Source organism: Catalinimonas alkaloidigena (assembly GCF_900100765.1).
Taxonomy (GTDB): domain Bacteria; phylum Bacteroidota; class Bacteroidia; order Cytophagales; family Flexibacteraceae; genus Mooreia; species Mooreia alkaloidigena.
This window is the reverse complement of record NZ_FNFO01000013.1, coordinates 23791-43210: the sequence shown is the minus strand read 5'-3', so window position 1 is coordinate 43210 and position 19420 is coordinate 23791. Positions and strand designations below refer to the sequence as shown.

At 60.1% G+C, this 19420-nt stretch carries 14 protein-coding genes; 9 read left to right on the top strand and 5 right to left on the bottom strand.

The window, feature by feature from the left end:
- The first annotated feature begins 198 nt into the window (after nt 1-198).
- The 9 genes from BLR44_RS25075 (at nt 199) to BLR44_RS25035 (ending at nt 13672) form a co-directional block, all read left to right on the top strand.
- Nucleotides 199-1185 carry a glycoside hydrolase family 43 protein gene (locus tag BLR44_RS25075; protein ID WP_089687715.1) on the top strand — a complete coding sequence of 329 codons (987 nt, stop codon included), beginning with the start codon at nt 199-201 and terminating at the stop codon, nt 1183-1185.
- 401 nt (nt 1186-1586) lie between these two features.
- A complete protein-coding gene (locus tag BLR44_RS25070) occupies nt 1587-5153 on the top strand; it encodes a PAS domain-containing protein (RefSeq protein ID WP_089687416.1) in 3567 nt (1188 codons plus the stop codon).
- Between the two features lie 188 nt (nt 5154-5341).
- A complete protein-coding gene (locus tag BLR44_RS25065) occupies nt 5342-6298 on the top strand; it encodes a cation diffusion facilitator family transporter (RefSeq protein WP_089687414.1) in 957 nt (318 codons plus the stop codon).
- A gap of 132 nt (nt 6299-6430) precedes the next feature.
- Nucleotides 6431-9199, top strand: a complete 2769-nt coding sequence (locus BLR44_RS25060; protein ID WP_089687412.1) for a phosphoenolpyruvate carboxylase — start codon at nt 6431-6433, stop codon at nt 9197-9199.
- A 138-nt stretch (nt 9200-9337) separates the two neighbouring features.
- Complete coding sequence (locus BLR44_RS25055) at nt 9338-10198, top strand: Nif3-like dinuclear metal center hexameric protein (RefSeq protein WP_089687410.1); 861 nt, start codon at nt 9338-9340, stop codon at nt 10196-10198.
- A gap of 8 nt (nt 10199-10206) precedes the next feature.
- Entirely contained in the window at nt 10207-10788 is a 582-nt protein-coding gene (locus BLR44_RS25050; RefSeq protein WP_089687408.1) for a YdeI/OmpD-associated family protein, read from the top strand.
- A gap of 166 nt (nt 10789-10954) precedes the next feature.
- A complete protein-coding gene (locus BLR44_RS25045; RefSeq protein WP_089687406.1) occupies nt 10955-11677 on the top strand; it encodes an ABC transporter ATP-binding protein in 723 nt (240 codons plus the stop codon).
- 201 nt (nt 11678-11878) lie between these two features.
- Nucleotides 11879-12424, top strand: a complete 546-nt coding sequence (locus BLR44_RS25040) for a cob(I)yrinic acid a,c-diamide adenosyltransferase (RefSeq protein ID WP_089687404.1) — start codon at nt 11879-11881, stop codon at nt 12422-12424.
- A 219-nt stretch (nt 12425-12643) separates the two neighbouring features.
- Complete coding sequence (locus BLR44_RS25035) at nt 12644-13672, top strand: GntR family transcriptional regulator (RefSeq protein WP_089687402.1); 1029 nt, start codon at nt 12644-12646, stop codon at nt 13670-13672.
- 4 nt (nt 13673-13676) lie between these two features.
- Here the strand turns inward: BLR44_RS25035 and BLR44_RS25030 are convergent, their stop codons facing one another.
- From BLR44_RS25030 to BLR44_RS25010, 5 genes are all read right to left on the bottom strand, one after another.
- A complete protein-coding gene (locus BLR44_RS25030; protein ID WP_143017468.1) occupies nt 13677-14321 on the bottom strand; it encodes a hypothetical protein in 645 nt (214 codons plus the stop codon).
- A gap of 274 nt (nt 14322-14595) precedes the next feature.
- Nucleotides 14596-15522, bottom strand: a complete 927-nt coding sequence (gene rbsK, locus BLR44_RS25025) for a ribokinase (protein ID WP_089687399.1) — start codon at nt 15520-15522, stop codon at nt 14596-14598.
- 79 nt (nt 15523-15601) lie between these two features.
- Complete coding sequence (locus BLR44_RS25020) at nt 15602-16597, bottom strand: T9SS type A sorting domain-containing protein (protein ID WP_089687397.1); 996 nt, start codon at nt 16595-16597, stop codon at nt 15602-15604.
- Nucleotides 16598-16615: 18 nt separating this feature from the next.
- Nucleotides 16616-17641 (bottom strand): hypothetical protein, encoded by a 1026-nt coding sequence (locus BLR44_RS25015; protein ID WP_089687395.1) that lies wholly within the window; start codon nt 17639-17641, stop codon nt 16616-16618.
- Between the two features lie 296 nt (nt 17642-17937).
- On the bottom strand, nt 17938-19410 hold the full coding sequence (locus BLR44_RS25010; RefSeq protein ID WP_089687393.1) for a glycoside hydrolase family 28 protein: 1473 nt from the start codon (nt 19408-19410) through the stop codon (nt 17938-17940).
- Between the last annotated feature and the right edge of the window lie 10 nt (nt 19411-19420).

Sequence of the window (19420 nt, the reverse complement as noted above, 5' to 3'; positions counted from 1 at the left end):
GGTACGTGACGAAAACCGTAACGTCGTCTGAACAAAGATAAGAGCTTTCCATCAGAGCGAACCAGAACCGGTCCCGAAGCCTCAAAAGGCGTTAGCACGGCCAGACGTATCACTTTTACGTTTGTACATCAGCGTTAAAGGTGGTACGTCTCCCCTTCGCTCCCGTTGAGATTTCAGGAACTCTATTACTTTTGGCTCATGCGCCAATTCCTATTCCTTTGCCTGTGGCTGGCCTACACCAGCTTGCTTTCCGCCCAATCTACCCCGACGAAGCACGCCGGTAATCCTGTCTTTCCCGGGTGGTACGCCGATCCGGAAGGCATCATTTTCGACGATGAATACTGGATTTACCCCACCTATTCGGCTCCGTACGAACAGCAGGTGTTTCTCGATGCGTTCTCTTCTCCCGATCTGGTCCACTGGACCAAACACGAACACATCCTGGATACGGCTTCGATCAAATGGGCAAAACGGGCCATGTGGGCGCCGGCCATCCTCCAGAAAGACGACCGGTATTTTCTGCTGTTCGGGGCGAACGACATTCAGAGTGATGATGAAGTGGGCGGCATCGGCGTGGCGGTGGCCGACAACCCGGCGGGGCCGTTCAAAGACCACCTCGGCAAGCCGCTGGTCGATAAATTTCACCACGGTGCGCAGCCCATCGACCAGTTTGTATTTCACGATCCCAACGGCAAGTATTACCTGATTTATGGCGGCTGGCGGCACTGCAACATCGCCCAACTGAACGACGATTTTACCGGCTTTGTACCGTTCGAGGACGGCTCCACGTTCAAAGAAATTACGCCGGAGGGTTATGTGGAAGGGCCGTTCATGTTCGTCCGCGACGGCAAGTACTACTTCATGTGGTCGGAAGGCGGCTGGACCGGTCCCGACTACAGCGTAGCCTACGCCGTGGCCGATTCGCCGTTCGGGCCGTTCAAGCGTATCGCGAAGGTGCTGCAACAAGACCCGAAGATCGCAACCGGCGCGGGGCACCACTCGGTCATCAAAATCCCGAACGAAGAGCGCTGGTACATGGTCTACCACCGCCGCCCCCTCACCGAAACCGACGGCAACTCACGCGAAACGTGCATCGAGCGGATGTATTTCGACAAGCAAGGGTTCATCAAACCGGTTGTGCTCACCAACAAAGGGGTGAAGGCCCATCCATTAAAGAAAAAGTAACGAGGTCTTCTACGGATGGCCCGTCTGCGCTTCCGAGCGTTTCCTCGCACCAGCGGCGGCAGGCGATTCGCTTCCGGCAGTTCTTGATTTCACTAAAATGTCGGGGAGTCTTGCCGCATCAAATTCGGCAGCGCGTGGTACTCGAAGACGCTTAGGAGGCAACCGAAAATGAGTAATTTGAGCTACGTCGAAGCGCTTATCTCCTATCTGACGCCCACTCTTCATTGAACTTATCTCATTAAAAATAAGACTATTAAGTCAAGATTTCTCGCTTGTGTGTGTGTCATCCCACTATTCGATGAACACGGCGCGTCAGGCGTATCATCTCCCCGATAATTCACTAAATTTGATAAAACCAATGCCGAAGTAACTCTCAAAACGTTTACCACACCAGCGTTCTCATGCCTAAAACAAACTCCTCTGATCGCCCCGGGACAGAAGAATGGACAGACGGCATGCAGATGCTACGGGCCTTGGCAGACGCACACAAGGCTCCGGCCAGCGTCCAGCTTGCCATGCTTCTGCAAGTGGGTACTACTTTTTTTCGCGCGGAAAGCGGACAACTGGCGCAAGTGCAGGCAGAGGGATACCACGTGCGGTGCAGCTATCCTCACGCGCCCCCTGCAGACACGCTTCCGCTGGCCGACACGCCCCTTGCGGGGATCGTCCGTCAGCAAACGGCCACCGCCTTTCCCCTCACGCCCGATGCCGAGCAGGCAGCGTTTGCAGGTGCCCCCGTATACGTTAAAGGAAAGCTTTGGGGCGTGTTGAGTTTCAGTACTCACGCCCCTACCAAGGTGTTTACGTCCGCCGAGGTCGAGCTGGTCCAGATGCTGGCCCACTGCGCGGGACATTTGCTTGCGGAGCCATCCTCCCCTGGCCCTCAGCAGTTGTATTACCAATCGCTGGTCGAAGACAGCCCTGCGCTGCTGGGCGTACACGATTCTGAGGGGTACCTCCGCTACATCAACAAAGCCGTGCTGCAACAGTTGGGCTATACGCCCACGCAGGTGATCGGCCAGCCGCTGCGTAGCTTTATTGCTTCTCCCTACGCCCACGAGGTGGAAGGTTACCTGGAGCGCCTCCGCAGGCACCGCACCGACCGGGGCGTCATGACGCTCCTGACCCAGGACGGGGACCTGCGGCACTGGTCGTATCGCAACCAGATGAAAGACGACATGGTGCTGTGTTTTGCACAGGACATTACGGAGGTGATTCGTACGAAAAAGGCGCTGAAGCAAAGCCGACAGACGTTTCAGGAAGTGCAGTCGATGGCCAAGCTGGGGAGCTGGCAGTTTATGCTCGAAAGCCAAAAGTTCTCTTATACCGAAATTCTCTGTCACCTTTTTGAACTGAACTCCACCTCCGCACACTACCGCCCCGAAGACTTTCTGGCACGCATCCACCCGGCCGATGCGGCGGCGTTTCAGGCACACGTACGGCAGGCCCTCCACACCCACGAAAGCCTTACCCACGAACTTCGGTTTACGTTGCCGAGCGGCACCACCAAACACCTGGAAGTGCACGTGCGCGTGGTGACCAATGCGCAGGCGCACCCGGTGGCACTGGTGGGAACCGTCCAGGACATCACGACCGAATCGCGGATCAGGCAGCAGTTGCAGGACAGCGAGCGGAACCTGAAAGAGGCCCAACAGGTGGCCAAAATCGGCAGTTGGCAGTACGTGCTGACCGCACAGGGCCAGCCCTACTGGTCGGAAGAGACCTACCGCATTTACCGCCGCGACCCGCAGCTGGGTCCCCCCATGCTGGAAGAATACCTGGCGATGCTTCCCCCCGCCACCGCCACACAATTTCGGGAAGCCATGGACCGGGCGGTGGCCCATCAGGAGGCGTATACCATCGAACACCCGGTTATTTTTTCCGATCAGGAAACGTTGTGGCTCAAGTGCATCGGCCGGCCCATCACCGACGCTTCAGGAAAGGTCGTGCGGCTTATCGGTACGGTGCAAGACATCACCGAGACGGTGGAAGCGCACCGCAAACGCCAGGAAAGCGAACAGAACCTGAAAGAAGCGCAGGAACTGGCCCGGATCGGCAGTTGGGAGCACGATTTGGTGTCGCACAAGGTGTTCTGGTCGGAAGAAACCTACCGGCTCTACGGCCTGGAACCGCGCGCCAGTGCCCCGTCGCTGGAAGAATTTTTGCAGTTGATCCCCCCCTACACGGCCCAGCAGTTGCAGGCGCTGATCAACCGCGCCATCGAGCACCACGAACCGTACGACTTCGAATACCAGATCGTTCTTCCCGACCACTCCGTCCGCTACCTGCGCTCCCTTGCCCGCCCCGTGGTCGACGCCCAGGGCCGGGTGGTGCGCCTGATCGGGGCCGTGCAAGACATCACCGCGACCGTAGAAGCCCACCAGGAAGCAGTGCGCGGCAAGGAACTGGCCGAAGAGGCAGCGCGCATCAAACAGGAGTTTCTGGCGTTTATGAGCCACGAAATCCGCACCCCCATGAACGCCATCCTGGGATTTGCCCGGCTGCTGTTGCAGAGCGAACTTCCGACCGAACAGCACCAGTGTGCCCAGTCGATCTACGAATCGGCCGAGACGCTGCTGGTGGTGATCAACGATGTGCTGGACTTTTCGAAAATCGAAGCCGGGAAACTGGCGATTGAACAAATTCACTTCAGCCCGCAGAAACTGCTGGCCTCGCTGCAGCGGCTGTTCTCGGTCAAGGTCGACAAGCATTACGTGCGGCTGCTGTTCCAGACCGATGCACAACTGCCCCCGGCCCTGATCGGCGACCCCGTGCGGCTCACCCAAATCCTCAACAACCTGTTGGGCAACGCCATCAAATTCACCGAAAAGGGGTTTGTGGAAGTGACGACCTCGGTCGTATCGCACCAGCAGGATCAGTACCGGCTGCGCTTTGCCATTGCCGACAGCGGCATCGGCATTTCGGAAGAAAAGCTCCAGACCATCTTCAACAGTTTCGAACAGGCCGAAGGCGACACCACCCGGCGTTTCGGCGGCACCGGCCTGGGCCTCACCATCGTGAAACGACTGCTCGAACTGATGGAAGGCACCATTCAGGTCGAAAGCCAGCCGGGGCGCGGCTCGACCTTCAGCATCGAACTGCCCTTCCGGGAAGGCGACGTGGCGCGCATTCCGTCCGACGACCTGCTGAGCGGACGCCTGCTGCCCCTCGAAAAGCTCCACGGCAAAACCATTCTGCTGGCGGAAGACAACCTCAACAACCAGGTGCTAGCGCAAAAGTACCTGCTCGACGCGGGCTGTGCGGTCGACATCGCCGAAAACGGCCGCAAAGTTCTCTACCGCGTGCAGCACAAGGTGTACGACCTGATCCTGATGGACATTCAGATGCCCGAACTGGACGGTCTGGCGGCCACGCGTGCCATCCGTGCGATGGAAGCACCGGTCAACGCCATTCCGATTCTGGCCATGACGGCCCACGCGCTGCGCGAAGAAGAAAGGCAATACTGGGAAGCCGGCATGACCGGCTACATCTCCAAACCGTTTAAACCTGAGGCGCTCTACATCGCTCTGCTCAAGGCGTTCGACGACGAGTTTGCCCCGACCACGCCCCCCGAAATCCCGCCGCCGGACGCATGGGCGGCGGCCCCCCGGCTGGACCGGATCGACAGCGCGGGCATCGACGAGTACACGCGGGGCAGCGCGGAACTCAAAAGCCAGATGATCCAGATTTTTCTGCGCCACGTGCCCGCTCTGCTGGCCAAAATGGAAACCGCCCTCCACACGCACGATTGGAAGACGTTCCGCCAGAACGCCCACACGCTGAAAGGCAGCATCGGCTTTTTCGGCATGGAGCACACCTCGGCCCTGCTGTCGGAGCTGGAATCGGACAAACCCGACCCGATCGACCCTGCATCCCTCGAAGAACAGTTTCGCTACCTGAAGCAAAACTGCGAGCGGGCGTTTGCGTTTTTTAAGGGTGACGAAGACCCGCTCCGTACGCCTTCGTAAAGAAAATGGGGTGCCCTGAGTATGCTCCCCCCAGCGCCCCTTCTACATAACCGGGGTTATTTTGCCGGGCTTCTGCCCAACAAGTTTCCGTCCGATGTCGTAAGGTTGTGCTAGAGTTGGTCCTGTCGCCTCCAGCCTGCGCTGCCGACGGACGCTTCCCGAACCTTCACACGCAAACGACGTTTCTCTTGGCATCTGCAAACGCCTCTAAACTCGCGATCTACGCCGCCATTGGCGCCAACCTGGCCATTGCCGCCTCCAAATTTGTTGCTGCCTACTTTACCGGCAGTTCGGCCATGATTTCCGAAGGCATTCACTCGGTGGTCGACACCGGCAACGGACTGCTGCTGCTGCTGGGCATCCGGAAAAGCCAGAAGGCCGCGGACGCATCGCACCCCTTCGGCTACGGCAAGGAGTTGTATTTCTGGTCGCTGATCGTGGCCATTCTGATCTTCGCCATCGGCGGAGGCATGTCGTTCTACGAAGGCATTGCCCACCTGCGCCACCCCAGCCCCCTGACCGACCCCACCTGGAACTACGTGGTGCTGGGCCTGGCGGCGCTGTTCGAGAGCATTGCGCTGGGCCTGGCCCTGAAGCAGTTCAACGCGACCCGCGGCACAAAAGGCGTGTGGGAGGCGATTCGCGCCAGTAAAGACCCGGCCAACTTTGCCGTGATTTTCGAGGACTCGGCGGCACTGTTGGGCCTCGTGGTGGCGGCGCTGGGCGTATATCTGGGACATCAGCTCAACAACCCTTACTTCGACGGGGCCGCCTCGCTGGTCATCGGCGTGATTCTTTCGACCACCGCCACGCTGCTGGCGTACGAGAGCAAAGGCCTGTTGATCGGCGAAGGAGCCGACCCGGAGGTGCTGAAGCAGATCGAAGCCCTGGCCGAAACCGACCCGGCCATCCGCGATGCCAAACGCCCCCTGACGATGCACTTCGGCCCGAACGAAGTATTTCTGGCCCTGGACGTGAACTTCAAACAAGGGCTTTCGGCTGCTGAGGTGGAACAGGCCGTGGAGCGGATCGAGCGCAACATCCGCGCACAACACCCTGACGTTCAGCGCATCTTTATCGAGGCCCGGTCGGTTTCGACCGAGCGCGACCGTAAAAATGACGACGCCATTGACACTGCTTTATAACCTTGTTTTTATTTTGCGAAATCGACAAAGAACCGAATCCTCTATTGGTCGCGCTCTTTTTTTCGGTTAGCTTCGAGCCAAACACCTGCTTTCTGCCACCCATCTTCGACACGTACCATTCATTCGTTCTTGATGATTAGCGAACAACTCACCCTCTTACAACAAAAGCTAGGTAAGCCTTATCACGACCTGGAATTTCTGCTGCAAGCCCTGAAAGAAGTGCTGGTGGAAAACGGCGAAGCCGAAATTGCCCGCTACATTCCCTGGATTCAGGAGACGCCTCCCTTCCAGGAAGCGGCCTTCACCAACCGGCACATCCAGTTGTACTCCATTATTTTCCAGTTGGTCAACACCGCCGAAGTCAACGCGGCCGTGCAACAACGCCGGGAAAAAGAAAACGAGGACATGCGCAGCGTGAACGGTCTGTGGGCCAACAACCTGCAACTGCTCCTCGATCAGGGCATCTCGCAGGAAGACATCATGGCGCACATGCGCGGTGTGGAAGTGGAGCCCGTTCTGACGGCACACCCGACCGAAGCCAAACGCACCACGGTGCTGGAACATCACCGCGATTTTTACCTGCTGATGGTGCAGCGCGAGAACACGATGTTCACCGAAGTGGAGCAGGCGCAGATTCGTCGTGAGATCAAGCTGAACCTCTACCGACTCTGGAAAACGGGCGAAATTTACCTGAGCAAACCCGACATTCAGTCGGAGTTCCGCAACATTCTGCATTACCTCATCAACGTCTTCCCCGACGTGGTGCCCGTGGTGGACCAGCGGTTGATGCAGGCCTGGGAGGCCGTTGGGCTGGACCCACAGGCCCTAGCACAGCAAGAGGCCTACCCGACCATTCGCCTCGGCAACTGGGTGGGCGGCGACCGCGACGGACACCCGTTTGTAACGGCGGCGCTCACGGCCGAAGTGCTGGCGCAATTGCGACTGTATGCGTTCGTGGTGCTGCGCCGCCACCTGACCAACCTGGTCCGCTGGCTGAGCTTTGCCGTAACGCCCGCAGAGCTTTCGCAGCCGTTCCAGGCGCGGATGCAGGCGATGCGCGAAGAGATGGGCGAGCGCGGTGAGGAGGCCTTCCGGCGCAACGAAACCGAGGCGTTCCGGCAGTTTACCAACCTGATGCTCTACAAGCTTCCGCTGCACATGAAGCGCGGACACGCCACCGAACTGGAGGAGCATGCGGGGTCTTACAAGCTGGCGCAGGAACTGATCGACGACCTGGAGCTGCTGCGCCAGACGCTGCTCGACTTCGGGGCGCAGTCGGTCGCCCATACCGACGTGGTGCAGTGCCTCCGCATCGTCAAAAGCTTCGGCTTTCACCTGGCGCACCTCGACATCCGCCAGAACAGCACGTTTCACGACAAAGCCCTCCAGCAGCTTTTGAAGGCGGCCCGCCTCGAATCCGGCGACTTTATGGAGTGGAACGAGCAGCAACGGCGCGCCTTCTTCAACGAGGAGCTGGCGTACAACCGACCCTTTACGCACCGGAACGTAGAGCTAGGCGACAACGCACGGGCCGTGCTCGACTGCTACCACGTGCTGGAAAAACACACCCGCCAGTACGGCACGCTGGGCATCGGGGCGCTCATCATCAGCATGACGCGTAGCCTGTCCGACCTGCTGGCCGTATACGTGCTGGCCCGCGAAGCGGGATTGACGCAGGAGACGGAAGAAGGGCTGTACCTGCCGCTGCCGGTGGTGCCGTTGTTCGAAACCATCGAAGACCTGGAAGAGGCCCCCGGCGTGATGCACGATTTCCTGTCGCATCCGTTTACGAAACGCAGCCTGGCGGCCATCCAGAAGTTGCGCGGCTACGCCAAGCCTACGCAGCAGATCATGATCGGCTACAGCGACAGCAACAAAGACGGTGGCATTCTGGCCAGCCAGTGGCACCTTTACAAAGCCCAGGCGCGCCTGCAACAGGTCGGCGAAGACCACGGCGTGACCATCAAGTTTTTCCACGGCAAAGGCGGCTCCATCAGCCGCGGCGCCGGACCGACGCATTACTTCATCCGTGCACTGCCCCATTGCAGCGTCGACGGCAACATCCGCCTCACCGAACAGGGCGAAACCATCGAACAGAAGTACGCCAACAAAATCAACGCGGCGTACAACCTGGAGCTGCTCACCGCAACGGCAGTCAGCACCACGATTCTGAACCGCTTCACCACCAAGCAGGCGCACCCGCTCAGCGATGTGGTCGAATACCTGGCGCGCGAAAGCCAGCGGCATTACCGCAACCTGATCGAAGGCGAAGGGTTCATTCCTTTCTTCCGGCAGGCCACACCCATCGACGCCCTCGAAATGTCGAAGATCGGCTCGCGCCCGTCGCGCCGGACCGGCACCAACTCGCTCGACGACCTGCGGGCCATTCCGTGGGTATTTTCCTGGAGCCAGTCGCGCTACAACATGACCGGCTGGTACGGCGTGGGGCACGCGCTCAAGAAGCTGAAGGACACCAATCCCGATGGCTTCGGGGAGCTAAAAAAGGCCGTTAAACACGACGTGTTCATCCGCTACGTGCTGACCAACATCGACACGAGCCTTTCGGCTACGGACGAGGGAATCATGAAAGCGTACGCGTCGCTGGTGCAGCAAGAAGAGATTCGCGAGCGGTTCCTCTCGCTCTTTTTGCAGGAGTTTGAGCAGACACGCGACATTCTGGCCGAGCTGCTGGGTCGTCCCATCGAGGAACGCCGGACCAATCACTATTACTCTACGTACCTCCGCAACACGATCATCGAGCACCTGCACCACAAGCAGATTGCGCTGCTGCGGTCGTGGCGCCAGTCGGCCGAGAAGCCCGACGACCGCAATCCCGATTGCCTCGTCGATCTGCTCACAACGATCAACGCCCTGTCCAGTGCTCTAGGCACCACGGGGTAAACCGGCCCATCATCCATCGAATACGCACGAGGCACGACCACCCGCTGGTTGTGCCTCGTTTGCTTTTGCCGTAAGTTAGGCCGACGGCGGTGGCCCGTGCCCTGCCGCGTCCCTCCCATCTCCCAAACTCTACGTCTTATGCGTTGTGTTTTATTCCTCCTGTTCCTCGCCAGCTTCCACCTCGCTGCCTGCGCCCAGAAAACGCTGACCGCCCGCGAGGTCATTGCCCGCATTCAGCAACACGTGGGTGTACCGTGGGAAGAACCTACGGTCGATACGTTCAAGGCCGGCGACCCGAATACGCCCGTGACCGGCGTGGCGGTCACCATGATGGCGACGCTGGAGGTGCTGCAGCACGCCGCCGACCAGGGGCTGAACCTGATCATCACCCACGAGCCGACGTTTTACGATCACCTCGACCCGACGGAACCCCTTCGCGCTGAAAACGATCCGGTGCTGGCGGCCAAAGAGAAATTTATTCAGGACCATCATCTGGTCGTCTGGCGCTTTCACGACTACTGGCACCGGCGGAGGCCCGACGGCATTATGGTAGGCATGGTAAAAGCCCTGGGGTGGGAGGCGTATCAGCAACCCGACGATCCGCACCTGTTTGTGCTGCCGAAAACCACGGTGCGCCAACTGGCCCAAACCGTCGAAGAGCGCCTGCACGTCAAAGCCATGCGGGTGCTGGGCGACCCCGACATGCCGCTTACCCGCGTGGCCCTGGCACCGGGCGCACCGGGCTTTCCCCCGCAACGCCACCTGCTGCAACGCGACGACGTGGAAGCACTGGTGATGGGTGAAGCCCGCGAATGGGAAACCATCGAATACGCGGCCGATGCCGTCACCGCCCGCCTGCACAAGGCGCTCATCATTCCGGGGCACATTCCGTCCGAACAGGCCGGGATGGAAGAAGCAACGCGCTGGCTGCAGGGATTCGTGACCGAAGTGCCGGTGCAGTTCGTACCGGCTTCCGAACCGTTCTGGCTTCTAAAATAAACGCTCCCATGCCGACGCAGGAACCACCGGTTTTGCAGTTTGCCAACCCGCAGGAATTTACCACCTGGCTGGACGCCCACCACGCGGTAACGCCGGGCGGCATCTGGCTCCGGATTGCCAAAAAGGGGGCAGCGATCGCCTCGGTCAGCTACCCCGAAGCGCTCGACGCAGCGCTGTGTTACGGCTGGATCGACGGCCTCCGCAGACGATACGATGCCGACACGTTCGTGCAAAAATTCACGCCCCGGCGCCACCGCAGCCTCTGGTCGAAAGTGAACCGCGAAAAAGTACAGACCCTGATTGCCCAGGGACGCATGCAGCCCGCCGGACTCGCCGCCATCGAAGCGGCGAAACAGAACGGCCAGTGGGAGGCCGCCTACGATTCGCACCGGACCGCCACGGTTCCGGCCGACTTTCTGGCCCAGCTCCAGACCCACCCGAAGGCCAAAGCTTTTTTCGCGACACTCAACCGCCAGAACCGATACGCCGTGCTGCACCGCATACAAACGGCCCGCAAACCCGAGACCCGCGCACGGCGCATCGCGCAGTTTGTGACCATGCTGGAACGCGGCGAAACCCTGTATCCTTGATGTGTTTTCGCCCCCGCCACCGGGGTTGTACGCGACACAAACCGCAGCGGTAGCCTGCACGTAATGCAGGCCTGATTCCACCAATCCCCTATTCCATCCGTTCGCGTAAAAATCCCCCTAACCTGGGTAGGATTTCGTATTTTGCCTACCTGACTTTCTTCCGCTTATGCAACGCAACTCTTCCCCGACCGTTATCGAAACCCGCGAAATTTCCAAGAAATACGTCATGGGCAGCGAAGTGGTCCACGCGCTGAAGTCGATCACCATCCAGATCAACCGCGGCGAATACGTCGCCTTTATGGGGCCGTCGGGTTCCGGGAAATCTACGTTGATGAACATCGTCGGCGCGCTCGATACCCCCACCAGCGGGCAGTACATCCTGAACGGGAAAGACGTAAGCAACATGACCGAAAACGAACTGGCCGAAATCCGCAACAAGGAAATCGGGTTCGTGTTCCAGACGTTCAACCTCCTGCCCCGCTCTACCTCGCTCGAAAACGTGGCCCTGCCGCTCATCTACGCCGGATACAACAAGGCCGACCGCACCGAACGCGCCATGCAGGCCCTGACCAGCGTCGGCCTCGGCGACCGGGCGCACCACAAGCCCAACGAACTGTCGGGCGGACAGCGCCAGCGGGTCGCCATTGCACGGGCGCTGGTGAACGACCCCAGCATCATTCTGGCTGATGAACCGACCGGGAACCTCGACACCAAGACGTCGTACGACATCATGGACCTGTTCGAAAAACTCTACAGCCAGGGCAATACGATCATCATGGTGACGCACGAAGAGGACATCGCCGAATACGCCCACCGCGTGGTGCGCCTGCGCGACGGCCTCATCGAAACCGATCGCCTCAACGAACACATCCGTTCGGTGCAGGGATGAAATGGGTAGTTGGTAGTTGGTAAGAGGTATGGTCAGCGAAGTTTGAGGTGTGAAGAAGCTTCTTCGACCACCGCAATCGTTCCTTCTCAGCTCTGAACTCCTACCTCCCACCGGTACAACGTTCGCCACCGATCCCCTTTCCCACGCAACTGCCCCGGAACCCGTAACTTGCGGACGGAAATCCATCTGTTCCCTGCATTCATGAAAATTTACACCCGCAAAGGCGACCAAGGTTTTACGTCCTTACTGGGAGGCACCCAGGCCTCCAAGGCGGATCTGGTGATTGAGGCCTACGGGACGGTCGACGAACTCAACGCCTGGGTCGGGCTGCTGCGCGATCAACTGACCGACGAAGCCACACGAACGCTGCTGCGCGAAATTCAGGACCGGCTGTTCACCATTGGTTCGACCCTCGCTGCCATTGCCTCGCCCAACGCCTCCATCCCCGATCTGCACGCCGAAGACGTGACCCGGCTGGAAGAAGCGATGGACGCGATGGATGCCCAACTCCCGGAGCTGCGGGCCTTTATTCTGCCGGGCGGCCATCCGCTCGTGTCGCACTGCCATCTGGCCCGGACCGTCTGTCGCCGCGCCGAACGGCGGGTGGTGGCGTTGAAGATGCACCACACCGTGGCCGATCTGATCATCACCTACCTGAACCGCCTCTCCGACTACTTTTTCGTACTGGGCCGGAAAGTCGCACAGGAGTTGCAGGCCGAAGAGGTGGCGTGGCGTCCCCGCAAGTAGTCGTTTCGTCTCGAAACAAGTTGCTGAGACTCAGGTTTCTCCATCTGACAGGCGCAAAGATGCCGGCACTATTTCCAGGGAAGTCAGTATGAATTTCCGGGCAGCCCTTCTTTTTGCATGAACAACCGATTGCACACCACCCCGCCCGCCCGCTACCGGCAGGCACGCCACAAGGCATGATGCCCCCGTTTTTGTCATCCACCCAAGCTTTCCGCTCGCATGAACCGTTTCTTTCCGCTCAACTCACTCGACGAAGACTCTACCGTTCCGAAGTACCGACAGATCATCGACTCGATTCTGCAGGACGTCGAAACGGGCGTGTTGCAACAGGGGCAGCGCATTCCGTCCATCAACGAGATGAGCATGGAGTACATGCTGGCGCGCGACACGGTCGAGAAGGCGTACAAAGAACTGCGGAGCCGGGGCATCATCAAATCGGTACGGGGGAAAGGCTACTACGTGTGCAGCACGCAAACCGACACGTCGCTCAAAATCCTGATGATTTTCAACAAGATCAGCGCGTACAAAAAGAGCGTCTACAACGGTTTTAAACAGGCGATGGGGCCAGAGGTCACCATCGACCTGCGCATCCATCACCACAACGCCGACCTGCTGCACAGCTTCATCGAGGGCAACCTGGGCAACTACGGCTACTTTGTGGTTATGCCGTTTTTCTACGACGACATGCCCAAGGCGCTGGAGATTCTGCGCAAAATTCCGCCCCACCAGCTGCTGTTGCTCGACAAAGACATCGAAGGCCTTAAACCCGGCTATGCGTCGGTGTTCCAGGATTTTGCCAGCGACCTGTACGACGCGCTGGCCTCGGGGCAGGACCTGCTGAGCCGCTACCGCAAACTGGTGATGGTGTTCCCGGAGAACATCCCGTACCCCCCCGAACTGGTGGAAGGTTTCCAGGATTTTTGCCGGGACAAGGGCTTCGACCACGAGGTCATCACCGAGTTTGAAGAAGGCATGCCGCTGGCGAAAGGCGAGGTGTATTGCGTGATTGAGGAATCGGACCTGGCCAACGTCATCATCCAGAGCCGCACGCAGCACCTGGAACTGGGTCGGGACGTGGGGATCATCGCCTTCAACGACACGCCGCTCAAAAAAATCCTGGTCAACGGCATCACCGTCATCTCGACCGACCACGAGCGGATGGGCAAAATCGCGGCCGAACTCATCCTGGACAAAAGCCAGCACAAAATTCAGAACCCGTATACCCTCATCCGGCGCCACTCGCTCTAGTGGCCTAACCGCCCAGCGTGACGGGCACCTGCGCAATGGCGGCAAACGAAACGACCAGATCGGCCAGTTCGCCGCTGAATTTTTCCAGCCGTTCCGTCACTGCGCGTAGCTCGGCCTTGCCCTTCAGCCGGACGGCTTCCGCCTCCTCTTCCCGCCCCGTGTCCATGTGCGCTTCGGCCTCCCCGAGCAGTTTGTCGAGGCACGCAATCACCTGATCGTAGGTAAAAGCCACCATGTCGTTGTCGGCGTTGGTCAGCATCTGGAAGATCCCTTCGACCTCTTCGCGCCTGGTCTTGCGTGTGAACCAGTTGCCCAGCTTGGCGCTGATGTTGCGGTAGTAAATCGCCCCGATATCGCCGCAACTGAACTTCAGCTTCTGAAAATCGGGACCGTGTTTCATGGTGCGGTATTCCTGCACCAGCGTCAGAAAACGGGTACGGGCGTCCGGATGACGGAAGTCGAAGTACAGAAACCGGTAGAGCCAGCGCGACAGATTTTCGTTGGCCGCCAGCAGCCGCTGGCAGATTTCGTACAGATCCTGAGCGGCCTCCCGGTACTGGGGCAACAGCAGGGCAGGCAGGCGGGCTAACTCTTTCGCGACGCCTACGAATTTATCGAGGCTCTCCAAAGCCGATACAACAGAAAGCATGGTACGATGGGGTAAGAAATGAAGGAAAGCGGAATGTGGGATACGAAGGTGCGCCAGCGTCGTGCGGATGCACAGGCAGAAGAGCGACGCGGTACGAGTGCCGAAGTGCAAGAGGCCTTAAAGAAACGCAAACCAACTGAGAAGCTCAATACTGAAAAATCAGTATTATTCGCACCGTGGGCTACAGGGAATCCCCATCGTTCCGGTCGCCACGCAGGCAAGACTGCTGGACAGGCTCCCTCCTACAAGCGCAGCAGGACTAGCAAGGTCAAGTTCACGACTGCAACGCGTCTACTTCAGCACGCCGGGGGGCCGAGGCCTGTGCGCCCATGCGGGTCACCGACACCGCCGCTGCCCGGCAGGCAAAATCCACCGCATCGCGCAGGGGCCTTCCTTCGGCCAGCCCTACCACGAGCGCACCATTGAACACGTCGCCCGCGGCGGTGGTGTCGACGGCTTCGACGGGCGGTGCGGCGACGCGCCACGTCTGTCCCTCGTGGTGTACCAGTGCACCCTGTGCGCCCAGCGTCAAGATGACGGTGCCGATGCCTTTGGCATGTAACGCCCGCGCGGCCCATTCGGCCGTAGTGTCGTCGTGCACCGTGATGCCGGTCAGCCTGCTGGCCTCGGTCTGGTTGGGGGTGATCACGGAAACGTGCCGCAACAGTTCGTCGGGAAGGGTGCGGGCGGGGGCCGGATTGAGCACGACGCGCACGCCATGCGCCTGCGCCAGGGCTACGGCTCGTGCCACGGTTTCGAGGGGAATTTCCAGTTGTACCAACACCAGCGCTGCCTGCGCGATGCTGGATTGGGCACGTTGCAACTCGTCCGGGGTCAGCGTGCCGTTGGCGCCGGGCGCGACCACGATGCAATTTTCTCCGTGTTCATCGACGGTGATCAGCGCGACGCCGGAGGGATGTTCGGCATCCGTCAGGACCCACGACGTGTCGAGTCCTTCCTGCCGGAACCCTTCCCGGGCCTGCTGCCCGAACACGTCGTCGCCTACCTTGGCCACGAACGTTACGGCACCGCCCAGTCGCGCGGCGGCCACCGCCTGGTTCGCGCCTTTCCCGCCCGGGTTCATCAAAAACGTACCGCCCACCACGGTTTCGCCGGGTGCAGGCAACCGAGTCGCCTTCACAACCATGTCGGTGTTGGAACTGCCGACCACCACAATGGAGGGCGCAAGAGGACGTGCCATGCCCCAAGTTTCCGCAAAACCGCCGGGTTTACCAACCCGATCTCATGCTTCTGACCGGGCAGAAGCCGCTGGACAGGGTTTATTGAATCACGAGTCGCTGGACGCGCAGCGAGGCCCCTGTTTCCAGCACCAGCAGGTAAACACCGGCACGTTCGGTACGAAAGTCGAGCGCCACGGTCGCGTCGGCCTGCGGCGCAACTTCCCGGCGGTAGACTTCGCCGCCCTGAGCGTTCAGCAACGTCAGGTACGTGGTTTGGGTGCGCCCCTCGGGCAACTCCAGGCGGAAGGTGCCGTCGCTCGGATTCGGATACACGTGCAAGGCCGAGGCCGACAGAGCGGCCAGACCCGTGGCCGTATCGTTAAACTCGAAGGTGCGGCACTCCGGCGCACTAGCCACGCCGTCGGTCCGCACGGCGGTGAAACACATCCGGTAGACGGCATCCACCAGCTGGGTGGTTTCCGGTTCGAAATTCAGGTCCACATAATGCCGGGGCTCCGCAAAGGTGTACGTATACGCAAGGGTGTCTTCCTCGGTCGCGTACGTATAATTGATCTGCGCGATGGGAGCCTGAGGCTCCGCCCGCACCAGGGTCGAGCGCCGGTAGGTGTGGCTCCAGGTACCCGAGGCGTTTCGTACCCGCGTGTACAACGCATGCACGCCGGGCGTCAGCGCATGCACGTCGATCATCCAGGACACCGCAACCGAATCGCCGGAAATTCCGGGAACTGTCGTGGCTTGTCCGATTCCGGGATCTTCGTCCCAGAACCACTCCAGGGTCGTCACCGGGGCCGTCACGGGTTCGTGCGTAATCAGAAAGGAACGCGAAAAGGTGTGTGACCAGCGGCTGCTGTCGTCCTGCACGCGTGCGTGCCAGCGGTACACACCGGGCATGTAGGTATCGACGGCCAAAGCGGTCTCAAGCTGCACCAGGGTATCGGCCGTAATCGCGGCAAACGGGGTCGCCTGCCCCACGCCGGGATCGGCACCGATAAACCACTCGGCCCGTACAATGCGGGCTTGCGCCATGAGATTTCCCGCCCACAGCATGCCTACGATCAGAAGTAGAGGTTTCATCAGTTCGTCGCCTTCGGGTTAGTCGCGGGAAACGGCACGGATCGTCACCTCGAACGGGGCGGAGGGTGTGACCGACGGCGGCACCTCCAGGTAGATGATCACCGGAATATCGCTCTGCCCCGACAGGACGTACGGCATGGGTCCACCGAAGGGTCCGCGGTCGGTGCCGTCGTGGGCGTTGTTCTTCGCAGCGGTGGCGTCGTTGCGCAGTCGGTACTTGCCGTCGGTGCTGCCAGTCCCCACAAAAAGGGTGCTGGCTGCCGCAACGTTGTTGTTGTTGTCGGCGCCCAGTTGCCCGGCGGCGGCCGTGTTGTGCGAAATCTGCCCCACGCCGGCCGTGGAATAACTGAAGTTGTCGGTAGGCGACGTAAACAGGTTGCTGCGGATTTCGCCGTTGAACGCGTTGGCCAGCAATCGCCCGGCGATCAGGTTGTGTACAATCGCGCCGGTCGAATTGGCGGGCAGGCTCAGGTTCCGCTCCACGATGTTGTTGTAAAACCCAATCTCTACGAAGCCCGGATTCGAGTTGGCGTTGTAGCCCAGTCCGTCAAACCGGAAAAAGTTTTGAAAGACCTGTACGCCCGCAATGTCGTTGGAGCCGAGATAGACCGGGTTGATAAACAGGTTTTTAGAGATAAAGACATTGCTCACGTGCACGTTGACCTCGGCCGCATTGCTGTTTTCGGTGAACGAGAGCCCCATGATCTGCGTTCCGGCCGCGCCCGACAGCGGATCACTGTCGCTGGTGCGGTTCAGGTTCAGTCGGTTGACTTCTGCCGGCAGGCTGGCCGGTGTCGCGGGATTTTCCGTCAGGTAGTAGCCGGGACCGATAATGACCAGCCGCTTGGTGATGTCGAGGCTACCGTAGGGCGTGTTGGACCCCTCGATGTAGAGCGTGTCCCCGGTAGCGGCGGCAGCATGGGCGGTGATCAGATCCTGGTAGGGCGCAGAATTGCCGGGCGTGTTGTTGACCCGAAGAATGGTGGCGGATGCGGAGAAAGACAGGGCCAGGCATCCAAGAGAAAGGAGTGTTGTACGGACCATAGGTATGAGGAATAGTAAGGGAATTGCGCGAAGCAAACGAAAATACCAAAGGCGTGAGGGCGGTCGGCGCGCTGGGTTCAGACGAACACGACGGCGTCGGCCACCCCGAATCCGGAAGTCTTCTTAAGGTAAGAAACTCCCCGACACCCTACCTCCTAAATCCTTTCAACCTACACGAAAATGCTTTTAACAGGATTATATTTTCCTTAAACGTAAGCATACGATCATCCCTCGGCTTCGTTTTGAGAAGCGGTGCCACCTGCCTTCGCTGCGAAAAGTGCCTGTCTGCGAAGCGCTTACCACGCCATGGCTTCGCTGTGGTCGACGACGAGCGAGTCGCCCTCCTCGGTACGAATGGCAACGTTCCGAAAGGTCCATCCGGTGGCATAGTCGATCGTACCGGCCTCTTCGGCGCGGATGTTCAGGTTCCACAGGTGGAAGTTTTCCAGCCGGGTGGCTTCAGCGCCGATGGCGACCAGGGCCTTGTCGGCGTACGAGGCTTCTACGTCCGACACAAACACGTCCCGAAACTGCGGAATGCCGCGCTCGGCAGGCTCGACGGGCGTCAGCATGGCCTTCCAGTGGGGCGGCAGGGTTTCGTAGGTGTAGCCCTCGGGCAACGTGGAGTAGCTGTAGGACGGATTCCAGTTGACGGTTGCTTCCAATACAGTCCCGACGCTATCCATCGTAATGCGTTGCAAGTGAACGTCTTCGACGGTGCCACCCCGCGTCATCGCCGACTTGAACCGCAGGCCGATGCCGGTCCCCTTGGCTTGCAGATCGTGGGCCAGCACGTGCCGGATGCCCCCCGACGTTTCGCTGCCGAAGGTGATCAACCCGCCCCCCTTTCGCGACAGGCAGTAACGGATGACCACGTACTCGGTCGGGCGATTGACGCGGAGTCCGTCCCAGTCGCGGCCCGCCTTCAGGCAGAAGTTGTCGTCGTTGCAGTCGATGTCGCAGTTTTCGACCAGAATCCACCGGGACGAATCGATGTCGATGCCGTCGGTGCTGGGGCCGTGGCCGTCGACGTTGTTGCGAATCACCAGCCCGTCGACCGTCACGTGGTCGGAATAGAGAACATGGACCGTCCAGAAGCCCGCCTGTTGGAGGGTCAGCCCGCGCAACGTCACGTCCGAGGCGTTGGACACCAGCAGCGTACGCGGCCGCTTCGCGTCGTAGTCGACGATCCAGCGGAGCCCCTTCGCCTCGTATTCCCGCCGCAAGTTCCAGTAGTAGTCCCAGAACGGCTTGCCCTGGGCGTGCACGGTCCCGTCGCCGGTAATGGCGACATGGGTCTGGTCAAGGACGTTGAGAAGCGCGGCGGGCCAGCGCATTTCCAGCCCAGCCACCCGCGTGTCGATCTCGGGGTAATCTGCAATGTTCTGGCTGCCGAGCAACGTAACGCCCCGGTCGAGCCGCAGATGAACGCCTTGTTTCAGAAAGAGCGAACCGGTCAGGTACTGCCCCGGCCGAAACGTCACCAGCCCGCCCCCCTGTTCGGCGCAGGCGTCGATGGCGCGTTGGATGGCTTCGGTCGTCAGCGTTGTTCCGTCGGCCCGGGCGCCGTAGTCGTTCACCGAGAACTCCGCCGTGCCTTCGGGGAAGGCGGTGGCCCCCACCGAATCTGCCCAGGCGGGCCGCAAGGACTGGGTAAAGGCGACAGTGCTATCGGGTGCGGCTGCCTGGTCCGAAGCCGTCTTTGTGGTGCACTGCGAAAGTCCAAACCAAAGCAGGAGAAAAAAGAGAGGTGGTGTCCGTAAATCCATAGCGGAGGGC